This is a genomic window from Candidatus Omnitrophota bacterium (assembly GCA_040755155.1).
Classification (GTDB): domain Bacteria; phylum Hinthialibacterota; class Hinthialibacteria; order Hinthialibacterales; family Hinthialibacteraceae; genus JBFMBP01.
Window position 1 is genome coordinate 1 of the sequence record JBFMBP010000064.1, and the last position, 18,907, is coordinate 18,907.

Annotated in this window: 14 protein-coding genes; 8 read left to right on the plus strand and 6 right to left on the minus strand. The window is 49.5% G+C overall.

The annotated features are described in order from the left end of the window. Positions 1-348: 348 nt before the first annotated feature. The 3 genes from AB1656_08240 to AB1656_08250 form a co-directional block, all read right to left on the minus strand. Positions 349-2,103, minus strand: coding sequence for an Hsp70 family protein (locus AB1656_08240; protein ID MEW6235359.1), 1,755 nt, complete (start codon positions 2,101-2,103; stop codon positions 349-351). A gap of 168 nt (positions 2,104-2,271) precedes the next feature. Further along, entirely contained in the window at positions 2,272-2,808 is a 537-nt protein-coding gene (gene grpE / locus AB1656_08245) for a nucleotide exchange factor GrpE (GenBank protein MEW6235360.1), read from the minus strand. Continuing rightward, on the minus strand, positions 2,808-4,103 hold the full coding sequence (locus AB1656_08250; protein ID MEW6235361.1) for a tetratricopeptide repeat protein: 1,296 nt from the start codon (positions 4,101-4,103) through the stop codon (positions 2,808-2,810). Before AB1656_08250 ends, grpE begins: the two co-directional genes overlap by 1 nt. Before the next feature lie 450 nt (positions 4,104-4,553). Here AB1656_08250 and AB1656_08255 point away from each other — a divergent pair, with 450 nt between their 5' ends. From AB1656_08255 to AB1656_08265, 3 genes are all read left to right on the plus strand, one after another. Next, the gene (locus AB1656_08255; GenBank protein ID MEW6235362.1) at positions 4,554-5,129 is read left to right on the plus strand and encodes a flavin reductase family protein; all 576 of its coding nucleotides are present in this window, start codon (positions 4,554-4,556) and stop codon (positions 5,127-5,129) included. A 348-nt stretch (positions 5,130-5,477) separates the two neighbouring features. Then, positions 5,478-6,605: a deoxyguanosinetriphosphate triphosphohydrolase gene (locus AB1656_08260; GenBank protein MEW6235363.1), complete on the plus strand. Its 1,128-nt coding sequence runs from the start codon at positions 5,478-5,480 to the stop codon at positions 6,603-6,605. Then, on the plus strand, positions 6,568-7,143 hold the full coding sequence (locus tag AB1656_08265; GenBank protein ID MEW6235364.1) for a hypothetical protein: 576 nt from the start codon (positions 6,568-6,570) through the stop codon (positions 7,141-7,143). Before AB1656_08260 ends, AB1656_08265 begins: the two co-directional genes overlap by 38 nt. A 106-nt stretch (positions 7,144-7,249) precedes the next feature. On the opposite strand, the gene AB1656_08270 is transcribed toward AB1656_08265, so the two are convergent. From AB1656_08270 to AB1656_08280, 3 genes are all read right to left on the minus strand, one after another. Continuing rightward, entirely contained in the window at positions 7,250-8,371 is a 1,122-nt protein-coding gene (locus tag AB1656_08270) for an extracellular solute-binding protein (protein ID MEW6235365.1), read from the minus strand. Between the two features lie 99 nt (positions 8,372-8,470). After that, on the minus strand, positions 8,471-8,848 hold the full coding sequence (locus AB1656_08275) for an STAS domain-containing protein (protein MEW6235366.1): 378 nt from the start codon (positions 8,846-8,848) through the stop codon (positions 8,471-8,473). Positions 8,849-9,347: 499 nt separating this feature from the next. Further along, the gene (locus AB1656_08280) at positions 9,348-10,283 is read right to left on the minus strand and encodes a polysaccharide deacetylase family protein (protein ID MEW6235367.1); all 936 of its coding nucleotides are present in this window, start codon (positions 10,281-10,283) and stop codon (positions 9,348-9,350) included. A 30-nt stretch (positions 10,284-10,313) separates the two neighbouring features. Here AB1656_08280 and AB1656_08285 point away from each other — a divergent pair, with 30 nt between their 5' ends. From AB1656_08285 to AB1656_08305, 5 genes are all read left to right on the plus strand, one after another. Beyond that, a complete protein-coding gene (locus tag AB1656_08285; GenBank protein ID MEW6235368.1) occupies positions 10,314-12,152 on the plus strand; it encodes an ABC transporter ATP-binding protein in 1,839 nt (612 codons plus the stop codon). A gap of 241 nt (positions 12,153-12,393) precedes the next feature. Next, positions 12,394-12,780: a CoA-binding protein gene (locus AB1656_08290; GenBank protein MEW6235369.1), complete on the plus strand. Its 387-nt coding sequence runs from the start codon at positions 12,394-12,396 to the stop codon at positions 12,778-12,780. A gap of 360 nt (positions 12,781-13,140) precedes the next feature. Then, on the plus strand, positions 13,141-15,324 hold the full coding sequence (locus AB1656_08295; protein ID MEW6235370.1) for a hypothetical protein: 2,184 nt from the start codon (positions 13,141-13,143) through the stop codon (positions 15,322-15,324). A gap of 186 nt (positions 15,325-15,510) precedes the next feature. Continuing rightward, entirely contained in the window at positions 15,511-16,998 is a 1,488-nt protein-coding gene (locus AB1656_08300; GenBank protein ID MEW6235371.1) for a formylglycine-generating enzyme family protein, read from the plus strand. Between the two features lie 4 nt (positions 16,999-17,002). Next, positions 17,003-18,703 (plus strand): formylglycine-generating enzyme family protein, encoded by a 1,701-nt coding sequence (locus tag AB1656_08305; GenBank protein ID MEW6235372.1) that lies wholly within the window; start codon positions 17,003-17,005, stop codon positions 18,701-18,703. Positions 18,704-18,907: the final 204 nt, after the last annotated feature.

Below are 18,907 nucleotides of genomic sequence, written 5' to 3' on the forward strand. Positions count from 1 at the left end.
AAAAGGACGCATATTAGCAAGAATTGATTGAACTTCCCCTCACCCTAACCCTCTCCCAGAGGGCGAGGGAATGGAATTGCGTTAATTTACGCCTTAACTTAATGACATTGGGTTAGGAGGGGGTTGTCTCGCGTCCAATAAAATCAACCCCCCTCTAACTCCCCCCAAACTTGGGGGGAGAATTAAAAGAGAGAATTTACTAATTTTGCAAGAGCCTCATTTGAATCCAATAGGATAACGATTCCGCGCGTACCGGCGTTATATATTTTCCACCTACAAGAGACGAGACGGCCAACCGGCCGCCTCGTCGAATCGTTGAAATCAACGCCAGCGTAAAAAAAACGGCTTTTAATAATCGGCGGTTTCATACCGCGTCAGCATATCGCTCAGAAGCCCCATTTTCTCTTCCAACGAATGCCGATCCGAACGCCCGCGAGCCAATTCGAGGTCTTCGACGACTCTCATGGCTTCCTCCGCCAAGGGATCGGTGGCTTCGGAGAATACGCGCCGCGCTTTAAACAACAAGTTGTCGATCTCATTGGTAAAATCTTCGTCTTTTCGCACTTGCAGCATCTTAGCGATGCGTTCCTGGGCTTCCTGGGTCAGTTTTTTTACGTCTTGATCCGACAGGCGATTATCGGTGGCCACGACCGTGATGCTGACTTCCTGGTCGGTAGTAAGGTCTTTGGCGGTTGCTTCGAGAATCCGGTCCTGATTCAGCCGGAAAGTGACTTCGATGCGGGGGACTCCGCGCGGGGCGGGCGGGATGCCCTCGATGCGCAGCATGTCCAGAAACGTATTGGCGGAAGCGACCATCTCTTCTCCTTCATAAATGGGGAAGCTGATGGCGGATTGAAAGTCGCGCGTCGTCGTGAAGAGGTCTCTCGCTTCCGTCGGATAGGTGGAATTGCGCTCGATCAGAACGCCGTATCGGTCGTCGGCGAGTCCTACGCCGAGAGAGAAGGGAGTCAAGTGGACGATGACCGGCCCGTCTTTGTTGACGGCGTCGGCGGCGGTGTATTCAAGTTCGCTGTCCAGCGGCGCCAGGATGGAGGCTTGAATGGCCGCGCCCAAAGCGACGCATTCGTCCGGGCTGACGTCTTTTCTCGGTTCCTTGGCGACGATTTTATGCACCAGTTCCTGCACTGCCGGAATCCGGGTGCTTCCGCCGACCAGCAGCACGTTGGAGATGTCGTCCGGCGTCAGGCCGGCGTCCGCAATGGCTTCCTGGCTTGGAGTGATGGTCATTTCCAGTAAATCGTGAATTAAACTGATTAGCGTCGCCCGCGTCAGTTCTTCCGCCAAGGTGATTGGCCCCCTTTGGGTCATGGCCAAGGCCTCGATGATGATTTCCGTCTTGGTAACGCCGGAAAGATCGATTTTCGCTTCCTGCGCCGCTTCCCGCAGACGAAACAGGGCTTTTTTATCGTTCGATAAATCGATGCCTTCTTTTTGCTTGAAACGTTCCAGAAGATACTCGACGACGCGGCGGTCGAAATCGTCGCCGCCTAGATGGTTATTGCCTTTAATGGAAAGAACCTGGAACACGCCTCCCACCATTTCGATGATGGAAACGTCGAAGGTTCCGCCGCCCAGGTCGTATACCATCAGAATCTGGTCGGATTCCTTATCCAATCCATAGGAAATGGCGGCGGCTGTCGGTTCGTCGATGATGCGGCGGACATGGAATCCGGCAATCTGCCCCGCATCGCGGGTGGCCTGCCGTTGGGCGTCGGTAAAATAAGCGGGAACGGTGATCACGGCTTGGGGACATTCTTCGCCCAGATATTGTTCCGCGTCGAATTTCATTTTTTGCAGGATGGAGGCGGAAATCTCTTGGGGAGTGTAGGCTTTCCCGTCGATTTCGACTCGATAACCGGTTCCCATGTGGCGTTTAATGGAAAAAACGGAACGATCAGGATTCAATCCCGCTGCGCGCCGGGCTTTTTTCCCAACCAGAACCGAGCCGTCTTCGCCAAAGTAAACGACGGATGGCGTGATGCGGTCTCCCAGTTCATTGGGAATAATGTGGGGTTTGTCGCCTTCCATATAGGCTACGACAGAGTTTGTGGTTCCAAGGTCGATACCCAGAATTCGCGGCATGGGTTTTCATCTCCTGCGGCTGCAATAAAAACATCAATGTGTTTTCGGTAGATTTATTATAAATTATATCGTTCTCAACTTATTTTGACGCAATAAATCAGGCATTGATCGGCCTCTTGGGGGGCGTCGATCAAAGGCCTTGCTCCCAAACACTATAAAGTAAGAATTCTATTCTTCCAGGGCGGCGGGATTTTTGGCTACTATGACTTTGGCGTCCCGCAGCGTCCGCCGTCCGAAACGATAGCCTCTTACCACTTCCTCAATCACCGTGTTGTTCGGAACTCCAGGCTGTTCCCGCGTATCGATCACTTCGTGAATGGAGAGATCGAGACTCATTCCTTCCGATTCGATCGCGCAAAGACCTTCTTTTTCCAGCGCGGAGATTAAGCGCCGGTATAAAGATTCCAGCGTTTTCAGCCAATTGGATACGGTTTCGTTTCCTTCCAGATTCGAACGCTCCACATAACGGAAAATATTATCGAATCCGTCCAAAATCGGAAGGATTCGCGCGAAAAATTCTTCCTTCCGCCGATCGATTTGCAAAGAAGCGGGAAGACGCTTGGCCTTCGCGGCCTCCGGCAACTCATCGGGCCGCTTATAAAGCAACGCTAAGGCGTCGCCCCTTTTATCGCCGAAAGTCTCCATCGGAAGATTTTCGATAGGAAACTCTTCTTTGAAATTCGCCGCTTCTTTCCACCAACCCATTAACGCAAACCTCCAAGGCGTTTCGCTTCTCTCATGCCTTGTCTCGCCGCTTTGTTTCTGGGATCTTTATCGAGGATGCGTTGGTACTCGCTCATGGCGGCCGAATAGTTGCGCATAAGAAAATAGGTTTCGGCCAGTTGATTCATCAAATCCATGTTTTCCGGTTCGTATTTGAGCGCATTTTTAAATTGGACCAAGGCTTGATTGAAAATGCGTTGATCCTTCAATCGTTTTCCAAAGATCGTATAGCCGCGGACGAGATGATCGATGACCTGCCGCTTCCCCGGAGCTTTTTTCAGAGCCAAGTTCCACATATGGAACGACTTATGGTGCTGGTTCGTATTGAGATAAGCCCATCCCATTTGGCAGAGGACATCCACGTCGTCTTCGTTCTCCCGCAAGGCTTGTTCCAGGGCGTCGACGGCTTGTTTCCAATTGCCCTTTTGAATGCATGCGTAACCGAGCTCCTTGGCGGAGCCGCCCGACATGCTTCCGCTTACCGAATTGGCGCTGCCATCGATGAACTTGCCGCCGGTATATTTATGGATGCAGATGACGATGGCTTTCAAGTATTCGTCATTCGGATTGGCTTTCAATTCCCCGTTGAAAAAATCCAATGCTTTATGCCATGCGTTTTCCGATTCCGCTTTTTTCCCTTGTTTTTCGTAAGCCAGCGCCAGGTTCTGATAGATTACGCCGTGCTCGACGCCTTGTTCCAGCAGAGAATTGAAGGAGTTCTCCGCATCGGCGAATTGGTTCTGAAGAGCCGCTTTATACCCCTCTTCCCACAGGGCGAACGCTTGGTTGCGCTTGGTCTCTTCGTCGCTGGGATCCAGTTCCCTAATCCATTTCCAAGTCTCTACCGCTTCAGGCAACTGATTGTGTTGCGTATGGTATAGGGAAATGCCGCGCAATATATGATGCGCTTTCTCGAGCGTTTCGCCATCCAATCTAATTAGATCTTCCAAATGCGGACTTTGATTATTGCAGATGGTTTTCAACTCTTGCGTTAATTTGAAAAGTGAGAGGGGATGATCGGAGGTATGGGGATAATCGGAATAATAATAATTAGGCGGCGCCGCAAATAAACCGATATCGCTCTTCGCCCTCGTCGCCGGGTCTTTCAGCAAATCGTATGCGGTGCGAATCTCGATAAACTCATCGGGAAAATATTCCGGATTGAATTGCTTCACGAGGAGAAAATAATTCGCTTTAATCTCTTCTTCATCCGCCCAACGCGATACTTTCAGCACTTCGTAGGGCGAACGGGTCAATAGTGCGGTCTGATTGTCCACAGCGGTTTCTCGATTTAATCTCTAGAATTGCGTCCTACCATCGATCGCTTTAGGGATGCGGCGGCCTTGCGCCTTTTCGCGAACGATTCGCGCCCGGCGATCCGCCTTCCAATACATTATGAAAAAGGGCTTTCCCTCTCGATACTAGCGCGCACAACAATAAAAGCGATTTTAATGAAGGTGGAACGGAAAAGCAACAGTTACAGGACGTTCCCAATGAGTTATTCCACTTCCTTTTTGCCGGTATGCGGGTATTCGCCATGCGTTATCTTAAGGTATCATAATTCATTTAAAACAACCATAAAGAGTCGCGAGCGGCGGTTTTAATGGGTTTTTCGAAAGAAAGGGACCCTCGAATCGCTGGAGGGACTAGAATGAAGGAAAGCGCGCCGCGTGAATTCCCAATGAATTCGTCCGACAAAAAAAACTTGATGGATATGGAGATAGGCCATGGCGGCTATACCGAATAGGCTTTTTTCCGTGATGCTCTCTTCCCATCCCATTCTGCTTCTCTCCGCCCGCAGCGGGCGATTCAATACGATCTCCACAGTCTCGTGTTATCTTCCCCTCAGCCAGGATCCGCCGATGATCGGACTCTCGCTCAAGCCGAGTTCCATGAGTTATCGTTATATCCGCGAATCCGGCGATTTCATTCTCGGCGTTCCCGACGAATCCATGCTGCAGATCGTTCATTTTTGCGGCGTCAATTCGGGCCGGTACTTGGATAAGATTTCGCATCTCAACCTGCCTACGACGCGGGGAAAATCCGCCAGTCCCCTCTTGTTGACCAGCTGCCCCGCCAATATCGAATGCCGGGTGCGGGATATCGTCCCCATCGGCAACCGCCCGTTCCTCAACGCCGAAATTCTCGATATAACCGCCGATTCCCGCTACTATGGCAACGGATGGCTTCCGGGCGTCCGATTGATCCATTTCGAAGGCGGGACTCGCTATCGGATAGGAAATGAAATCGTCGATATGGGTTCGCTTCGGCCCGGTTTGATTCAAATGGATTCGATCGGGTGAGAGAATAGAATGATGAGTGATGAATGATGAATGATGAATGATGAATAATGAAAAAAGCAATTCCGGACAGGGGGCAGGGGCAAGGTTTTTTTGCTCTTGAGACGCGTAGGAGGGATTGTGTTTTTTGATCCGTCGTTCCTTTATAAATATAACAATTGATGAGCCTCCTTACCGAGGAATTCGGCGATGGCAGAAAGAAAAAGGACTGAGGAGCCTTGGCTCGGCGGGAGCCTCGCCCTCCCTATTTGTTTGAAGACGAATTAAGGGAGGGCGAATCTCCTGATGAGCCAGCCTGCTTTTTGTTTTCTTAGGAATGATGAATGATGAAAGATGAAAGATGAAAAAAAGATGACGGAAGAACTATCCCTTTTAACGCGGGCGCAGCAGGAAGAACGGGAGCGGCTTCATCTCGCTCCTTACGCCGCCCGTTCGGGCGAATCGCTGGGACGCGTTTATACTGAAGCGGAGCACCCTTACCGCACCTGCTACCAGCGCGACCGCGACCGCATCGTTCATTGCGCCGCCTTCCGGCGGTTGGAGTATAAGACGCAGGTTTTCGTCAACCGGGAGGGAGACCATTACCGCACCCGCATGACGCATTCGCTGGAGGTAGGCCAAATTTCGCGCACCCTGGGACGGCTGCTCGGCGTCAACGAGGATTTATGCGAGGCGCACGCCTTGGCGCACGATCTGGGGCATCCTCCATTCGGCCACTCCGGAGAACGGGTGTTGAACGAATTGATGGCGGAGCATGGGGGATTCGAACACAACGCCCAGGCGCTAAGAATTGTGGACCGGTTGGAAAAACGCTATCCATCCTTCCCCGGTTTGAATCTGACGGCGGAGACGCGGCGCGGCATCCTTAAAACCAAATCTCCCTACGCGGGCATGGGCGCCGGGATGGCCGCCCGCAATCCCATCGAATGCCAAATCGTGGACATCGCCGACGAAATCTCCTATACCAGCCACGACCTGGACGACGGCATCGAGTCGGGCCTGCTGCGGACGGAAGAGATGATGCGGACGGCGCTATGGCGGGAAGCCTGGGAAGCGGCGGAAAAGCAATGTCCCGGCCTCGACGCCGCCAGCCAGCGCTTTCAAACCATCATCCATATCATCAACGTCCAGGTGACGGACGCCGCCCATGAAAGCCTGCGCCGTCTGCGGCAAGCGAATCTGGAAAGCCTCGGCGAAGCCGTGGATTTCAGCCCTTCGATGCGCGCGAAAGTGATGGAAGCCAAGAAATTTCTAACGGAAAGCCTCTATCGCCATCCCCGCGTTTTGCGGACGATGTCGCGCTGCGACTTGATCGTGCGCCGCCTGTTTCTCCATTATGCCGAAAATCCCCGCCAACTTCCTTTCTCGTTCCAAAAACGGATTGACGAAGATGGATTGTATAGAACCGCCGCCGATTATATCGCTGGAATGACCGACCGTTATGCGGAAAAAGATTTTTGCGAACTCTTCGGCTGCTAGAATCCTCCTCGCCGGTCTTCTTTGCCTTCTCTTGGCGCTGCTGATGGGATGGCGCTATTCCCAATTGAAAGCCAGAGTCCGGACGGCGCAATTCTTCATCAACGCCAGCCGAATCATTCATTTTTCTCTCTTCTCTATGGGACCCGAACCAAGCGCAGACCTCCCCGGCGAATGGAAAAAAGAGCAGGGCAGCCTTACGCCATTCATACGGAAAACGCATCCCGATTTGGGAGAGAAATTTTTCCGCGATCCGTTTCCCGCCAACGGCGCGGCGCCTTTTTTGGATGTGAGATACGGCGTTGCGCATCATCCGGCGGCGGCGATGTTATATCCATACAATCTATCCCGCCCCTCCTGTTTTACCTGGAGCGCCGGCCCTTCCCGCCAATCGCCATCTATGGATATTCGTGACGCAACGCCGCAAGAAAGGATTTACGATTTTCAATCCTCTCCCTTTCACCCTAGCAATGGCCTATATAGTAAGGGATATCTCTTCTACGATTCCCAAGGCGCCGCAATCGGAAAAATCGATCGATGAGTCTTCAAGTATCGAGATCAAAACAAAAACGGCGATTATGAGGGTGGCAAAGGCAAGGTTGTTACTGCCCTTGAGCCATCGAAACTAAAGCGCTGGCGCCTCGATCTTAAAACAAAAACGGCAGCGTTCCCAATGGATCGGCGATTTGAGACCATAGCCGCCGCATCTCTTTTTCCAGCGCCGGATTGCTGTAAATCTCGATTCGCTCTCTTATTTCGGGAGACAAATTGATATTGGGATTATTGAAATATTCGGGATGGGATTTTTTGATGATGGCGACGGCTTTATCGTTGGGACACCATGAGTTCAAATAGACGGCGTTGGCCGCATGAATCTCCGGCTTCAGCATAAAATCGGCGAACTTCAACGCCAAATCTTTGTGTGGAGCGTCGTTTAGAACGGTAACGCCATCCACTCCCAGTTCCCCGCCTTCCTTGGGGACGATATAACAGATGTTCTTCGACGCGTCTTCCGCCATAACGCTTAGCGCATCGCTGGAATACATAATCGCCATCGCCAGATCGCCGCGCAGCAATTCATTCTGAATATTTATAACATTATTGGAAAATTCGATAAAGCCGTTTTTCTTGAGAGCATAAAAAACCTGAGCCGCCTCCATTGCCTTTTTATCGTCTTGCGTCTTGATATCGATTCCCAGATAATTTAGAGCGAAAAAGAGCGTGACGAACGTATTCTGAGCGGCCAATTTGCCTTTAAGCGGTTGCGGCGGCTCAAAATAATCTTTCCAGTTTTCTATTTCGCGGCCCGTCAGGTCTTTACGATAGGCGATTCCCGTCGTTCCTATCAAATAGGGAAGAAAATAATCGCCTAATGATTTCAGCCTTTCGGCGTACTCCTTGGAAATAACGTTTTTGTTGGTGATTTGGTTGGGAGTAAATTTATATAGTCGCTCTTCTATAAGAAATTTTTTGGCGATATCGACAGGGATAATAAGAACGTCATAATATCCCTGCATATTTTCTGTGCGGCGATAGAGATCTTCTATGGAATCGTAGACGTAGTATTCCACGGAGCAATTTTGCTCTTTCATGAATTGGCGTAAAACGGGAGAACGTTCCGGTATCGGCAGGGAAGGATCGGCTTTATCGTCGATAGCGATAAATTCCGACCAATTCAACACTCGTAATATTGGTTTTTCGGCGGGCGAAGCCGTCAATACCGAAGAAACAATAAAGAAAAAGAGAACCGTCGCCAAACGATATTTCATGATCCCTCTCCTACTCTTTTCTTATCCTTAAGATTGTACTATTTCAGTAGGGTAGGCTCAAAGCGAAGCGTAACTCGCTCTCCCCCCATTCATTATTCATCACTCATCATTCATTATGGTATTCAATACTTCTTCTTTGGATTGAAAACGCAGAAACAAGCCATCCAATCTCGTAATCTCGAAAAGATGTTGGATCCGCTCGTGCATATTTCCCAGGATGGCGAATTTAGCCCCCCGTTCTTCCGCTTTTTGTACGGCTTCCACAAAAGTTGCCAAACCGGAACTGTCCATGTAATCGACGCCATTCATATCGATAATAACGGCTTGAACCTCCTTTTTGAACGCTTCTCCGATCGCTTCCCGCAAACGGGGCGACTGGGCGGCGTTCACCGGTCCGGAAACGGTAATAAAGATGACGTTTTTGCGCCGGTCGCTGGAAATATTCAACGTCAACAAATTGATTTCATCGGATTTCATATTGGTTTACCGATAAGTCATACAAAGTAAATTTACCTTAATAACTCATGATACACAGCCAATGTTCTTCTTTCGCTTTCGGCGTTGGTATTTTGCCAATTAGAAGAACCATTCAAATGAGCAGTAAGGTTTTCGTTTTTTTGCGTTATTGAATCACGAAACAACGGAATGGCTCGAATTTCACGAAATTTTCAAATCAAGGATATCATGGATTCTTTGGGATTTAACGGAAAAATCCTCTCCACGGAGCGATCTCTTGCCCAATTATTTTTCTATTTTTTCGTGATTTTCATTTTTATTTCGCGTTTTCGTGATTCGACGCGGCGATCATAATAGACTTCTCCAACTTTTTCTCGCGCGTAACATGAGTTTATAATACTTAAAGTACTCTTTTGAAAAATCCCGAAAATCATAGGGCGGGTTGATTGAAACAAGTCCCGCCGCTAACTACTGGCCACGGCTTCAATGTACTTTACTGAAACATTAACCCTCTTGTCAATCATTCCATCCTTTGAGAACGCTTGTCCTCATTCAAACCGTTCGTTCCGCAGCGCCGCGCCTCTTTGAGAAGAGCATAATATTCCCGCATAGTCAAAATCCGGTTGCTTTCGAGGATGGCCCTCGTTTTTTTTTCTACGCTATATAGGCCGATGCGATGAATAAGACGCTGCTTCCAGGGCAGATCGAGAGGCGGATGGTTGGGAACGAACTCCCACGGATGAATGTAGATTACTGGCGGAAATCCTTCCGCCTGATAGCGCAAACGCGCCCAGGATAGATAAAAGCTAGGAAGAATCCGCAAGGTTCCGCCTCCTCCGGCGGGGAAGCGCGCTCCTGCAATTTCCACCGCCGCTGGCGGCATTTCGACTACTCCCCGCCATTCGTAGGGATGCCGGGGAGCGCTGCGATCTCCATATAAATAGGTTTGATGGGGATTGATGGACGAATCGTAGAGAATGCCGTTTTCCCGCAAGATATCGAACTGCCATGTTTTCGCTCGTTCCAGGGAAAAAGCGGGCGCCCGGCAGCCGGTAATCGATTGGGATGGAACGAGCGACCGCAGAATTTCCAAACTGCGCCGGACGCTGGCGGCGAAGCGGGACCCGTCTAGCGATGAGACGAAATCGTGATTGTAGGTGTGAGTGGCGATTTCATGCCCTTTTTCCGCCGTTTGCGCGACAAGTTCGGGATAGCGCTCCGCCAGCCAGCCGACGAAAAAAAATGTCGCCTTGGCGCCGTATTCTTCCAAAAGACTCCAGCAACGCTCCATGCCCTCATGGATAGCGGACGGATAGGAAGGCCAGGTTTCGAAGGGAACGCTTTCGGGACTCATATAATAATCTTCCACATCCACCGTCATAACCACAGTTGAATCCAAATCGAGCGGCGGAAATGGAGAGCCTTCGACGCGCCCGCCGAGGGAGATATACTTCATACATTACCTCGAAGAAAGCATTCGCGATCCATGTCCAATAGGCAAGAAGATTCGTCGGCTGGGAAAACGTACGACGCCCGTTTAATGGGGCGTCTGCTTCAGTACGTTCTCCCCTATAAGAAGCATATCGTTCTTTCCGTGGCTTTCTTGTTTCTTTATACCGCCATCGAACTCTTCGCTTCCGTCTATTTATACAAAATCGTCATCGACCGGTATATCCAAAGTGGAGTTAAGGCTGGATTATCGCTCTTGGCGCTGGCGTATTTTCTGCTGCTGTTCGCCGCCTTGGTTTTCCAATATATGGAATTCTATCTCGTCAACGCCATGAGCCAAAAGAGCATGTACGATCTGCGGCTTCACCTGTTCCGCCATCTGGAAAAGATGTCTCTTTCCTTCTTCAACCGGCGTCCGGTAGGGACGTTGATGACGCGGCTCACCAGCGATATTGAAGCCTTGGATTCCATGTTCGCCAACTGCGTCGTCTATACGTTCAACGACGTGCTCATCATTCTGGGGCTGTTGGGCATCATGTTTTATCTCAGCCTGCCCCTGACGCTGATCGTTTTGGCTGTGCTTCCAGCTATAGTCTGGGTTAGCGTAATTTTCAAAAGAAACGTTCGCCTCTCCTACCGCGATGTGCGCACTTTGTTGTCGAAGATGAACGGTTTTCTGCAAGAAAATATCAATGGCATGGAAACGTCGCAGATTTTCGACCGCCAGCGGCGCAACGTCGAGAAATTCGCCGGACTCACGCAAGGTTTTCGAGACGCCAACCTGCGCAGCGTCGCCAATTTTGCGTTCTTCTATCCTACCGTGGAATTCTTAGGCTCGCTGGCGATCGCCTTGCTGTTGTGGTACGGCGGAGGATTGATCCTGAAGAATCCTCCGTTGTTGACGTTCGGCGCCTTGGCGGCCTTTTTGCAAGCCTCGCAGAAATTTTTCCAGCCCATCCGCGATCTGGCGGATAAATTTAACATCATGCAAACGGCGATGGCGGCGGCGGAGCGCGTATTTTCGTTGCTCGACATGGACGAATCGCTTCCGCAAATTCCCCAACCCGTCAAGAGAACGCTGAGGGGAGAAGTGGAATTCCGCAACGTCTGGTTTGCTTATAATAACGAAGATTGGGTGCTGCGGGACGTTTCCTTTACCGTTGAGAAAGGGAAAAAGATCGCGCTCGTCGGCGCTACCGGTTCGGGAAAAAGCACCATCGTCAATCTTCTATTCCGTTTTTACGACGTCCAGAAAGGGCAAGTGTTGATCGACGGGATCGACGTGCGGGAATACGGCCTGCGCGAATTGCGCGCCCAAATGGGATTGGTCTTGCAGGATGTCTTTCTGTTTTCGGGCGATATTGCCGGAAACATAGGCCTGGGCCGCCCCCAAATCTCCGAGGAAGACATTGTCCGCGCTTCAAAAATCGTCCAGGCCGACCGCTTCGTGCAAAGAATTCCCGGCGGCTACCATGCGGAAGTGAAGGAACGGGGCGCCACCCTCTCCCTGGGTCAGCGGCAGCTGCTCTCTTTCGCCCGCGCCCTGGCGCTGAATCCCGCGATACTCGTTCTTGACGAAGCAACCGCCAACGTCGATGCTGAAACGGAGCATTTGATCCAACAGGCCTTGGAAAAATCCATCGAAGGCCGCACTGGCGTCATGGTGGCGCATCGGCTCTCCACCATCCAAAAAGCGGATGAAATTCTGGTGCTCCATCATGGCGAAATCATAGAGCGCGGGAATCACCAGCAGCTGCTCCAACAGCGCGGACATTATTTCCGGCTCTATCAATTGCAATATAAGGATCAGCCGCAAGAGGAACTTTCTTTGCAAACAGGGGGGCGCCAGGGCAAGGTTTTTTCTGCCCTTGATTGATCCCTTCAACCTATGAGTCAAGATCGGAACCGAGATCGAGGGAATAATACCAACCTTCAATAATATTGCTGCTTAAAAAATTCCTCTCCCAAGATTGGGAGAGGTTAGGTGAGGGTTGATATTATTAGATTTAATTTCCCTCACCCTAACCCTCTCCCAAAGGGCGAGGGAATTTATAAGCAATAATCCTAACGCAGAATGGTATAATAATCTGCAATCTAAGCAGCAATGGATATCTCTCATGAACCACGCCAAAACCATCGCCATCCTTGGCGCTTCCGCCCAACGCCATAAATACGGAAACATCGCCGTCCGCGCCTGGCGCGACCGGGGATTCGCGGTTTATCCCGTCAATCCCGCCCAGGAATCGATTGAAGGCTTGCCATGTTACCGCTCCATCCTTGATATTCCCGGCGAAGTGGAAATCGCAAGCGTCTACCTGCCGCCGGAAATAACCCTTAAGGTATTGCCATCCATTGCCCAAAAAGGCGTGAAAGAAGTATTTCTCAATCCCGGCTCGGAAAACGCTGCCGTCCTGCAAAAGGCGCGGGAATTGGGATTGAACGTCATCCAGGCATGCAGCATCGTCGCAGCGGGAAAATCGCCCGCCGATTACCCTCTATCATAAAAAAACAACTCCTGACCATCTCCTCATTTTCGACTTTTTCTTGGGAATCTTCACTTTTGGGAGAAAAGAGGGAGGGGAAGCCGACGGATCGGCTTTTTCGGCAATCTTGCGATTGATTCATTTTGATTGGCTATAAATATTTTGATTAATTTTTTGTTTTATAGTTGATTTGTTTCCTTTTTTATGATATATTCTATGATATCTATTCTGCTGCGCCTTTTTGTTGTCCATATCGATTATTAGGGGGTGATAACCGATAAAATATACCTAAACCATAAACTTTCTAATCGCCGATAGGAATGAATCAACGGGAATGACCATCCTCTGCAAATTCGGCGGGGGATACAAAGGGGAAAACTAATGAGAAAATGGCTCATCATTACAACATTGTTGTTTTCGTTCGGCTCTTTGGGATTCGCTCAGGAAAAAGACGTGGAAAAGATTCTCGATTTTCAAGAGAATCGCGCCAGCATCGCCTGGGAAAATCTGGAAAAAACGCCCGTTCCCTTGGATGCCGCCAATGAAGATCAAAGCGTCGTCAAAGTCAAAGAAACCCAAATCGATACGGGCGAGGAAAATGTCGGGATCGTTTCCGGCGACGCCCTTTTCATTAAGGCGAAGCCGGTTTCCGGCAAGCAGGAGTACGGCGTGGCGGGACAGTACGTCATTTCGCTGCCCGCTCATCGCTATCTCCAATTCCAATGCGGGGCGGAGATCGTTTCGGGATACGACAAGGGCGCCGATCTGCTGCTGCAAATCGAAACCCGCTCCAAGGACGGCCAGACGTGGGAATTCGCCGACGCCCTTCCCGCCAAGGGAATTGGGAAATCGGAAAAATATCCCGGCTCATGCCATATCGTCGAAGAACTCACCAAATGGGCGGGGCAGGAAGTGCGCCTATCGTTGGTTTTGCGCGTGAATCCTGCTTACGCCAAAATCGGTGGGAAGGAAAATTGGGATCCGCAAGAAATCGGCGCGAACATTTTCATGGCGAAACTGATAAGCAGTACGTTTAAGGTCGTAGTTGGCGAGAAGGAGGAAAAGGTGGACGTCCAGCCCGTCACGCCAATTTCCCTCCAAAAGAAATCGTCTGTCAACGCCCCAATCCCAAGCGTCAAAGCATCCGTGAGCATCGTCTCTCCAACGGATTCGGATGAACTCGTTATCGTAAAAGGAGACGCCAACGGTTATCTCGCCAACCCGTCCGACCTCTCCACCTGCGCCGTCGAAGCGCCGGGAAACGGAACCTATCCCACACGGTTTCTCTATTATTTCTCCGCCCGGCGATCTGCGAATCATGAGGAGCATGGCGGTTCGTCGGATGTAGATTCGCCAGATTGGGAATATGGCGCCAGCAGCCGAGTCGTCGATTTTTATAATGCTTCCTCGACGAATATGTACAACGCTTCGGTCAACGACATTACCAGCCATATCATGAAGAACGCCAATAGCGAGGCGATCCAGGTCATCGGCCCCAGCGGTAACGCCGCGCGGGATTTTGACGACCATTGGACGGGATTGTCGTCGGTGCTTTATAATGAACTAAGCGACACAACCAAAACGCTGCATGGATTCTATTACGCGGAAGATCACTTCCAACACGAAGAAGCGGACAATAACCGCAGCGGAGCGGGTAGCGAACACAACGCCGCCATGAAAGTTTACGCCGGCATTGGCTACTCGCGATCTTCCGGAACGGGCTATGGACGAGTGTTTACGAAAACGAACAGCCTAGTCCCGGAAATTTCCAATCCGCAGATCACCAGCAGCAGCGCTCAGATTATTACTTACGCCACGCCGGAGGAACAAATTAATATGGGGTATCCCGATGCGCATCAGTTTGGATGCGGCGATCCTTCGGTCGTCAAAGCCACTGATGATTATTATTATATGGCTTTCATGACTCAATCGCTTATTCTCGATTGGACTAATAAAATTCCACAACTTTTCGAATATCCAAATATACCAAAATCAAGTTGCAACGGGATTGAGAACTGCGGTCACAAAGCAGTTTCTATGCTTAGTATGGCTAGAGCTCCCATATCCGCCATTCATAGTACTTCGTATAGCAGCAATACAAATCCCTGGAAAAAATACAAGAAAGTAACAGCGACATGGAGTGATAGCGATAATTGGGTGCAACCCGGTTATAGAGGTGAGTTTACTGCCGTTTGGAACGCCAATACAACTCGCGGTGATCAACCAAACGATCATAAACTTTGGCGATCAAATCCCAAACTAAGTTTCAACACCTACCTCAACAAATATGTTATGATTTGTAAAGGAGGTATGACATCTATTGGTGATGATTATAAATGGTTCGCATTATGCATCCACATTAGCAACAATCCTGTTGAATGGCAGGAAAGCTGGATTCACTTGAGAGAAGAATGTGATAATAGCTATATTTATTATCCAACTCTAATTGGGTCTACTGGCGTGGATTATACAACTACGGAATACAATAAATTGTATTTCTCTAAGAATACCGCCAACAATCCAGACTTTGATCTGTATCGGACGACTTTGCGATTCATTCAATAGAGATTGACGCAGAAAGGAGAAGGAGCTTACATGTTCCTTCTCCTTAAATTTAAAAAGGGGAATAAGATGTATAAAATAATAATTCCGATGTTGATATTATTTTTACCGCCATCCGTTTTTTCGGTAGATGCTCAAAGCATTATTGTAAATATACCTAATTTGCCTGAAGTGGCGGTTCCTTTGGAAATGTCATTAATTCCTTCCGGGCAATTTACAATGGGCAGTCCAGTAGAATTGCATGGAGCCAGAGAAGACGAGTTTCCTCGCCATCCTGTCAATATTTCAAAGCCTTTCTATATAGGAAAATACGAAGTTACCCAAGCGCAATGGCAAGCGATTATGGGTTATAATCCCGTCGATGATTATGAAGCCAATATGGATTTTTATCCTTATGTTCATCACATCAATAAACCGGTTGTAAATGTAACGTGGGATGACTGCCAGGATTTTATTCAAAAAATAAACGAAAAAGGGTGGGGAACATTTCGCTTGCCGACGGAAGCGGAATGGGAATACGCCTGCCGCGCTGGAACGACAACGCCATTTTATTGGGGAAGCGATGGCGGTCTAAAATATATACAAAAATATAGTCCATTTATTCAAGAAGTAGGCTTAAAACTACCAAACGCATGGAATCTTTTCGATATGATTGGAAATGTTTTTGAGTTTTGCTACGATTGGTATGGTCCCTATTCGAGCGAATACCAAATTGATCCAGTTGGACCCGAAATAGGAAAAAACAAGGTGATACGAGGTGGATATATATATATACCTGAAACAGAAATGCGTTCGGCAGCTAGGGCGCATTATCCTTTGGATGAAAAATCAGCATATGGCGGCTTAAGAATTGTCAAAGAATATTGTACTAACTTTTCTACGCCAACTATCAATATTTACGATACCCCAGATTCCACAGACGAAGACTACACCGGCAAGACCGACTTTGATGCGGTGGACGAACGCAATCTTACCCTTCGCTGGAATATCCCTGCGTGGGATGGGACCAGCTGGGATGTTTATGTGCGCGATGGGTTGGGCGGATATCAGTTTCTCGCCCGCGCGGCGTTGGATGCCAACCAATTGGATTGGTTCCCCGGCGCGGCGAACATCGCCGCTAAGTTCGCAAGCGGGCCGGAATTCGGCCATGTCTACCGCTTCCGCGTCGTGCGCCTAGCTTGGCCTATCGGCCCGGAAGACGTGTACGACCAAACCGCGGCGACTGGCTTCGCGATGGAAAGCGCAACCGCCCCCGATCTCGCGCCGCCGGTCATGCCCAACCTCAATCCCGGCCAGATCGCCGTCTACGACGACCTGCTCGGAGGCAACGACCTCGCCCCGCAAAACGGCTCGGGTTCGGACGCGGACAAGTCCACTCAGCGAGCCATCCAAATCGCCTGGAACTTCGGCTCCAACCTGGCCGACGTGTCGGATTATAGAGTTCTAGTAAAAGTCAACGAGCAGGGCGAATTCCAACCGCTAGGCAATACCAATAGCGGGAATATTACCTATTACTATTGGTCGCCCAAAGAAACGTTCTATACGGCGAAAGAGTTCAGCCCAGGCCCGCAAACGGGAAATTCCTACCGCTTCAAAGTCGTAGAATTCAACCCCAAAAACAAAGTCAACGCCGAATTGACGACGGGATTGTTGAACTATACGGAAGAAGGCGAATGAATCCATGAATAAAACTGCCATTTTGTTATTAATATTAATACTTGTTAATGGGGAAGAACTCCCTACCATCATCATAGACATCCCCGGTTTGCCGGAAGGGGCCAAGCCGCTGGAAATGGTTCGCATCCTTTCCGGTAAGTTCATTATGGGTTCGCCGGAGAATGAACGGGGGCGGTATGTTTGGCAAGATTATTCCGGTATGGCTATTACCTATGATTGGCCCCAGCATGAAGTCACTATTACAAAAGATTTTTATTTAGGAAAGCACGAAATCACTTTAGGTCAATGGTTAGCATTTATGGGCGCTATGCCGAATTATAGTACTTCGCCATTGAGTGGTATTTCCAATGATCTTCCCATCACTAAAGTAAGTTGGTTTAAATGTATGCAATTTATCGATAAACTCAATGAACTTAAAATTGGTACTTTCAGATTACCCACAGAAGCGGAATGGGAATATGTTTGTAGAGCCGGTACGACAACACGCTTTTCTTTTAGCGATGCGCTGGAGTGTGTTGATGATGTAGTAGTAGGAGAGGAAGCGCCATCTAAAGCCTTTTGCGAAATAATGGATAAATATATGTGGTGGTATGGAAATTCACATTTTAGATATTACGATATAAGAAAAGTTGGACTGAAAATTCCAAATAATTGGGGTTTATATGATATGCATGGCAATGTTTTTGAGTGGTGTTACGATTATTCTCAAAAAACATATATGCGATCTCCTCAAATCGATCCCAAAGGACCTAATTCTCCTCAAAATCCTGCTTCTGGTTTTGGCCGAAAAGTTATAAAAGGTGGATGTTATTGTTCAAACGCATCTGAATGTCGCTCGGCTTATCGTGCCAGTGAAGAAACGCAATATGATAGTGAAGCAATTGGCTTTCGCGTCGTCCTGGAAATCGAACCGCCAATTGCTCTTCAAATTTACGATAATCCAACCTCTACCAACGAAGACTACACTAACAAGACCGATTTCGATTCGGCGGGCGAGCGCAATCTCACGCTTCGCTGGAACATCCCTGCTTGGGATGGGACCAGCTGGGATGTTTATGTGCGCGATGGGTTGGGCGGATATCAGTTTCTCGCCCGCGCGGCGTTGGATGCCAACCAATTGGATTGGTTCCCCGGCGCGGCGAACATCGCCGCTAAGTTCGCAAGCGGGCCGGAATTCGGCCATGTCTACCGCTTCCGCGTCGTGCGCCTAGCTTGGCCTATCGGCCCGGAAGACGTGTACGACCAAACCGCGGCGACTGGCTTCGCGATGGAAAGCGCAACCGCCCCCGATCTCGCGCCGCCGGTCATGCCCAACCTCAATCCCGGCCAGATCGCCGTCTACGACGACCTGCTCGGAGGCAACGACCTCGCCCCGCAAAACGGCTCGGGTTCGGACGCGGACAAGTCCACTCAGCGAGCCATCCAAATCGCCTGGAACTTCGGCTCCAACCTGGCCGACGTGTCGGATTATAGAGTTCTAGTAAAAGTCAACGAGCAGGGCGAATTCCAACCGCTAGGCAATACCAATAGCGGGAATATTACCTATTACTATTGGTCGCCCAAAGAAACGTTCTATACGGCGAAAGAGTTCAGCCCAGGCCCGCAAACGGGAAATTCCTACCGCTTCAAAGTCGTAGAATTCAACCCCAAAAACAAAGTCAACGCCGAATTGACGACGGGATTGTTGTATTACACAGTGGAATAATACGGGCGATAAGCGAAGCGCAGCCCGCTAATTCCCATATACTCAAACGCAAAATAGTTTATAAATGTCAAATCCGCACGATATATTCTTTGATGCGATTCATCATGGCGGGCAGATCGTCGTTGGGTTGAGCAACAAAGGATACGGCGGAAATTTTAACTTCTATCATCGAACCGTTCTCGATTATCGCCGATTTCTCGATGA

What these genes read in the sequence shown, in the direction of transcription:
- AB1656_08240 (MEW6235359.1), bottom strand. Translation starts at nt 2,103, where the DNA reads ATGCCGCGAATTCTGGGTATCGACCTTGGAACCACAAACTCTGTCGTA.
- grpE (MEW6235360.1), bottom strand. Translation starts at nt 2,808, where the DNA reads ATGGGTTGGTGGAAAGAAGCGGCGAATTTCAAAGAAGAGTTTCCTATC.
- AB1656_08255 (MEW6235362.1), top strand. Translation starts at nt 4,554, where the DNA reads ATGGCGGCTATACCGAATAGGCTTTTTTCCGTGATGCTCTCTTCCCAT.
- AB1656_08260 (MEW6235363.1), top strand. Translation starts at nt 5,478, where the DNA reads ATGACGGAAGAACTATCCCTTTTAACGCGGGCGCAGCAGGAAGAACGG.
- AB1656_08265 (MEW6235364.1), top strand. Translation starts at nt 6,568, where the DNA reads ATGCGGAAAAAGATTTTTGCGAACTCTTCGGCTGCTAGAATCCTCCTC.
- AB1656_08270 (MEW6235365.1), bottom strand. Translation starts at nt 8,371, where the DNA reads ATGAAATATCGTTTGGCGACGGTTCTCTTTTTCTTTATTGTTTCTTCG.
- AB1656_08275 (MEW6235366.1), bottom strand. Translation starts at nt 8,848, where the DNA reads ATGAAATCCGATGAAATCAATTTGTTGACGTTGAATATTTCCAGCGAC.
- AB1656_08280 (MEW6235367.1), bottom strand. Translation starts at nt 10,283, where the DNA reads ATGAAGTATATCTCCCTCGGCGGGCGCGTCGAAGGCTCTCCATTTCCG.
- AB1656_08285 (MEW6235368.1), top strand. Translation starts at nt 10,314, where the DNA reads ATGTCCAATAGGCAAGAAGATTCGTCGGCTGGGAAAACGTACGACGCC.
- AB1656_08290 (MEW6235369.1), top strand. Translation starts at nt 12,394, where the DNA reads ATGAACCACGCCAAAACCATCGCCATCCTTGGCGCTTCCGCCCAACGC.
- AB1656_08295 (MEW6235370.1), top strand. Translation starts at nt 13,141, where the DNA reads ATGAGAAAATGGCTCATCATTACAACATTGTTGTTTTCGTTCGGCTCT.
- AB1656_08300 (MEW6235371.1), top strand. Translation starts at nt 15,511, where the DNA reads ATGTCATTAATTCCTTCCGGGCAATTTACAATGGGCAGTCCAGTAGAA.
- AB1656_08305 (MEW6235372.1), top strand. Translation starts at nt 17,003, where the DNA reads ATGAATAAAACTGCCATTTTGTTATTAATATTAATACTTGTTAATGGG.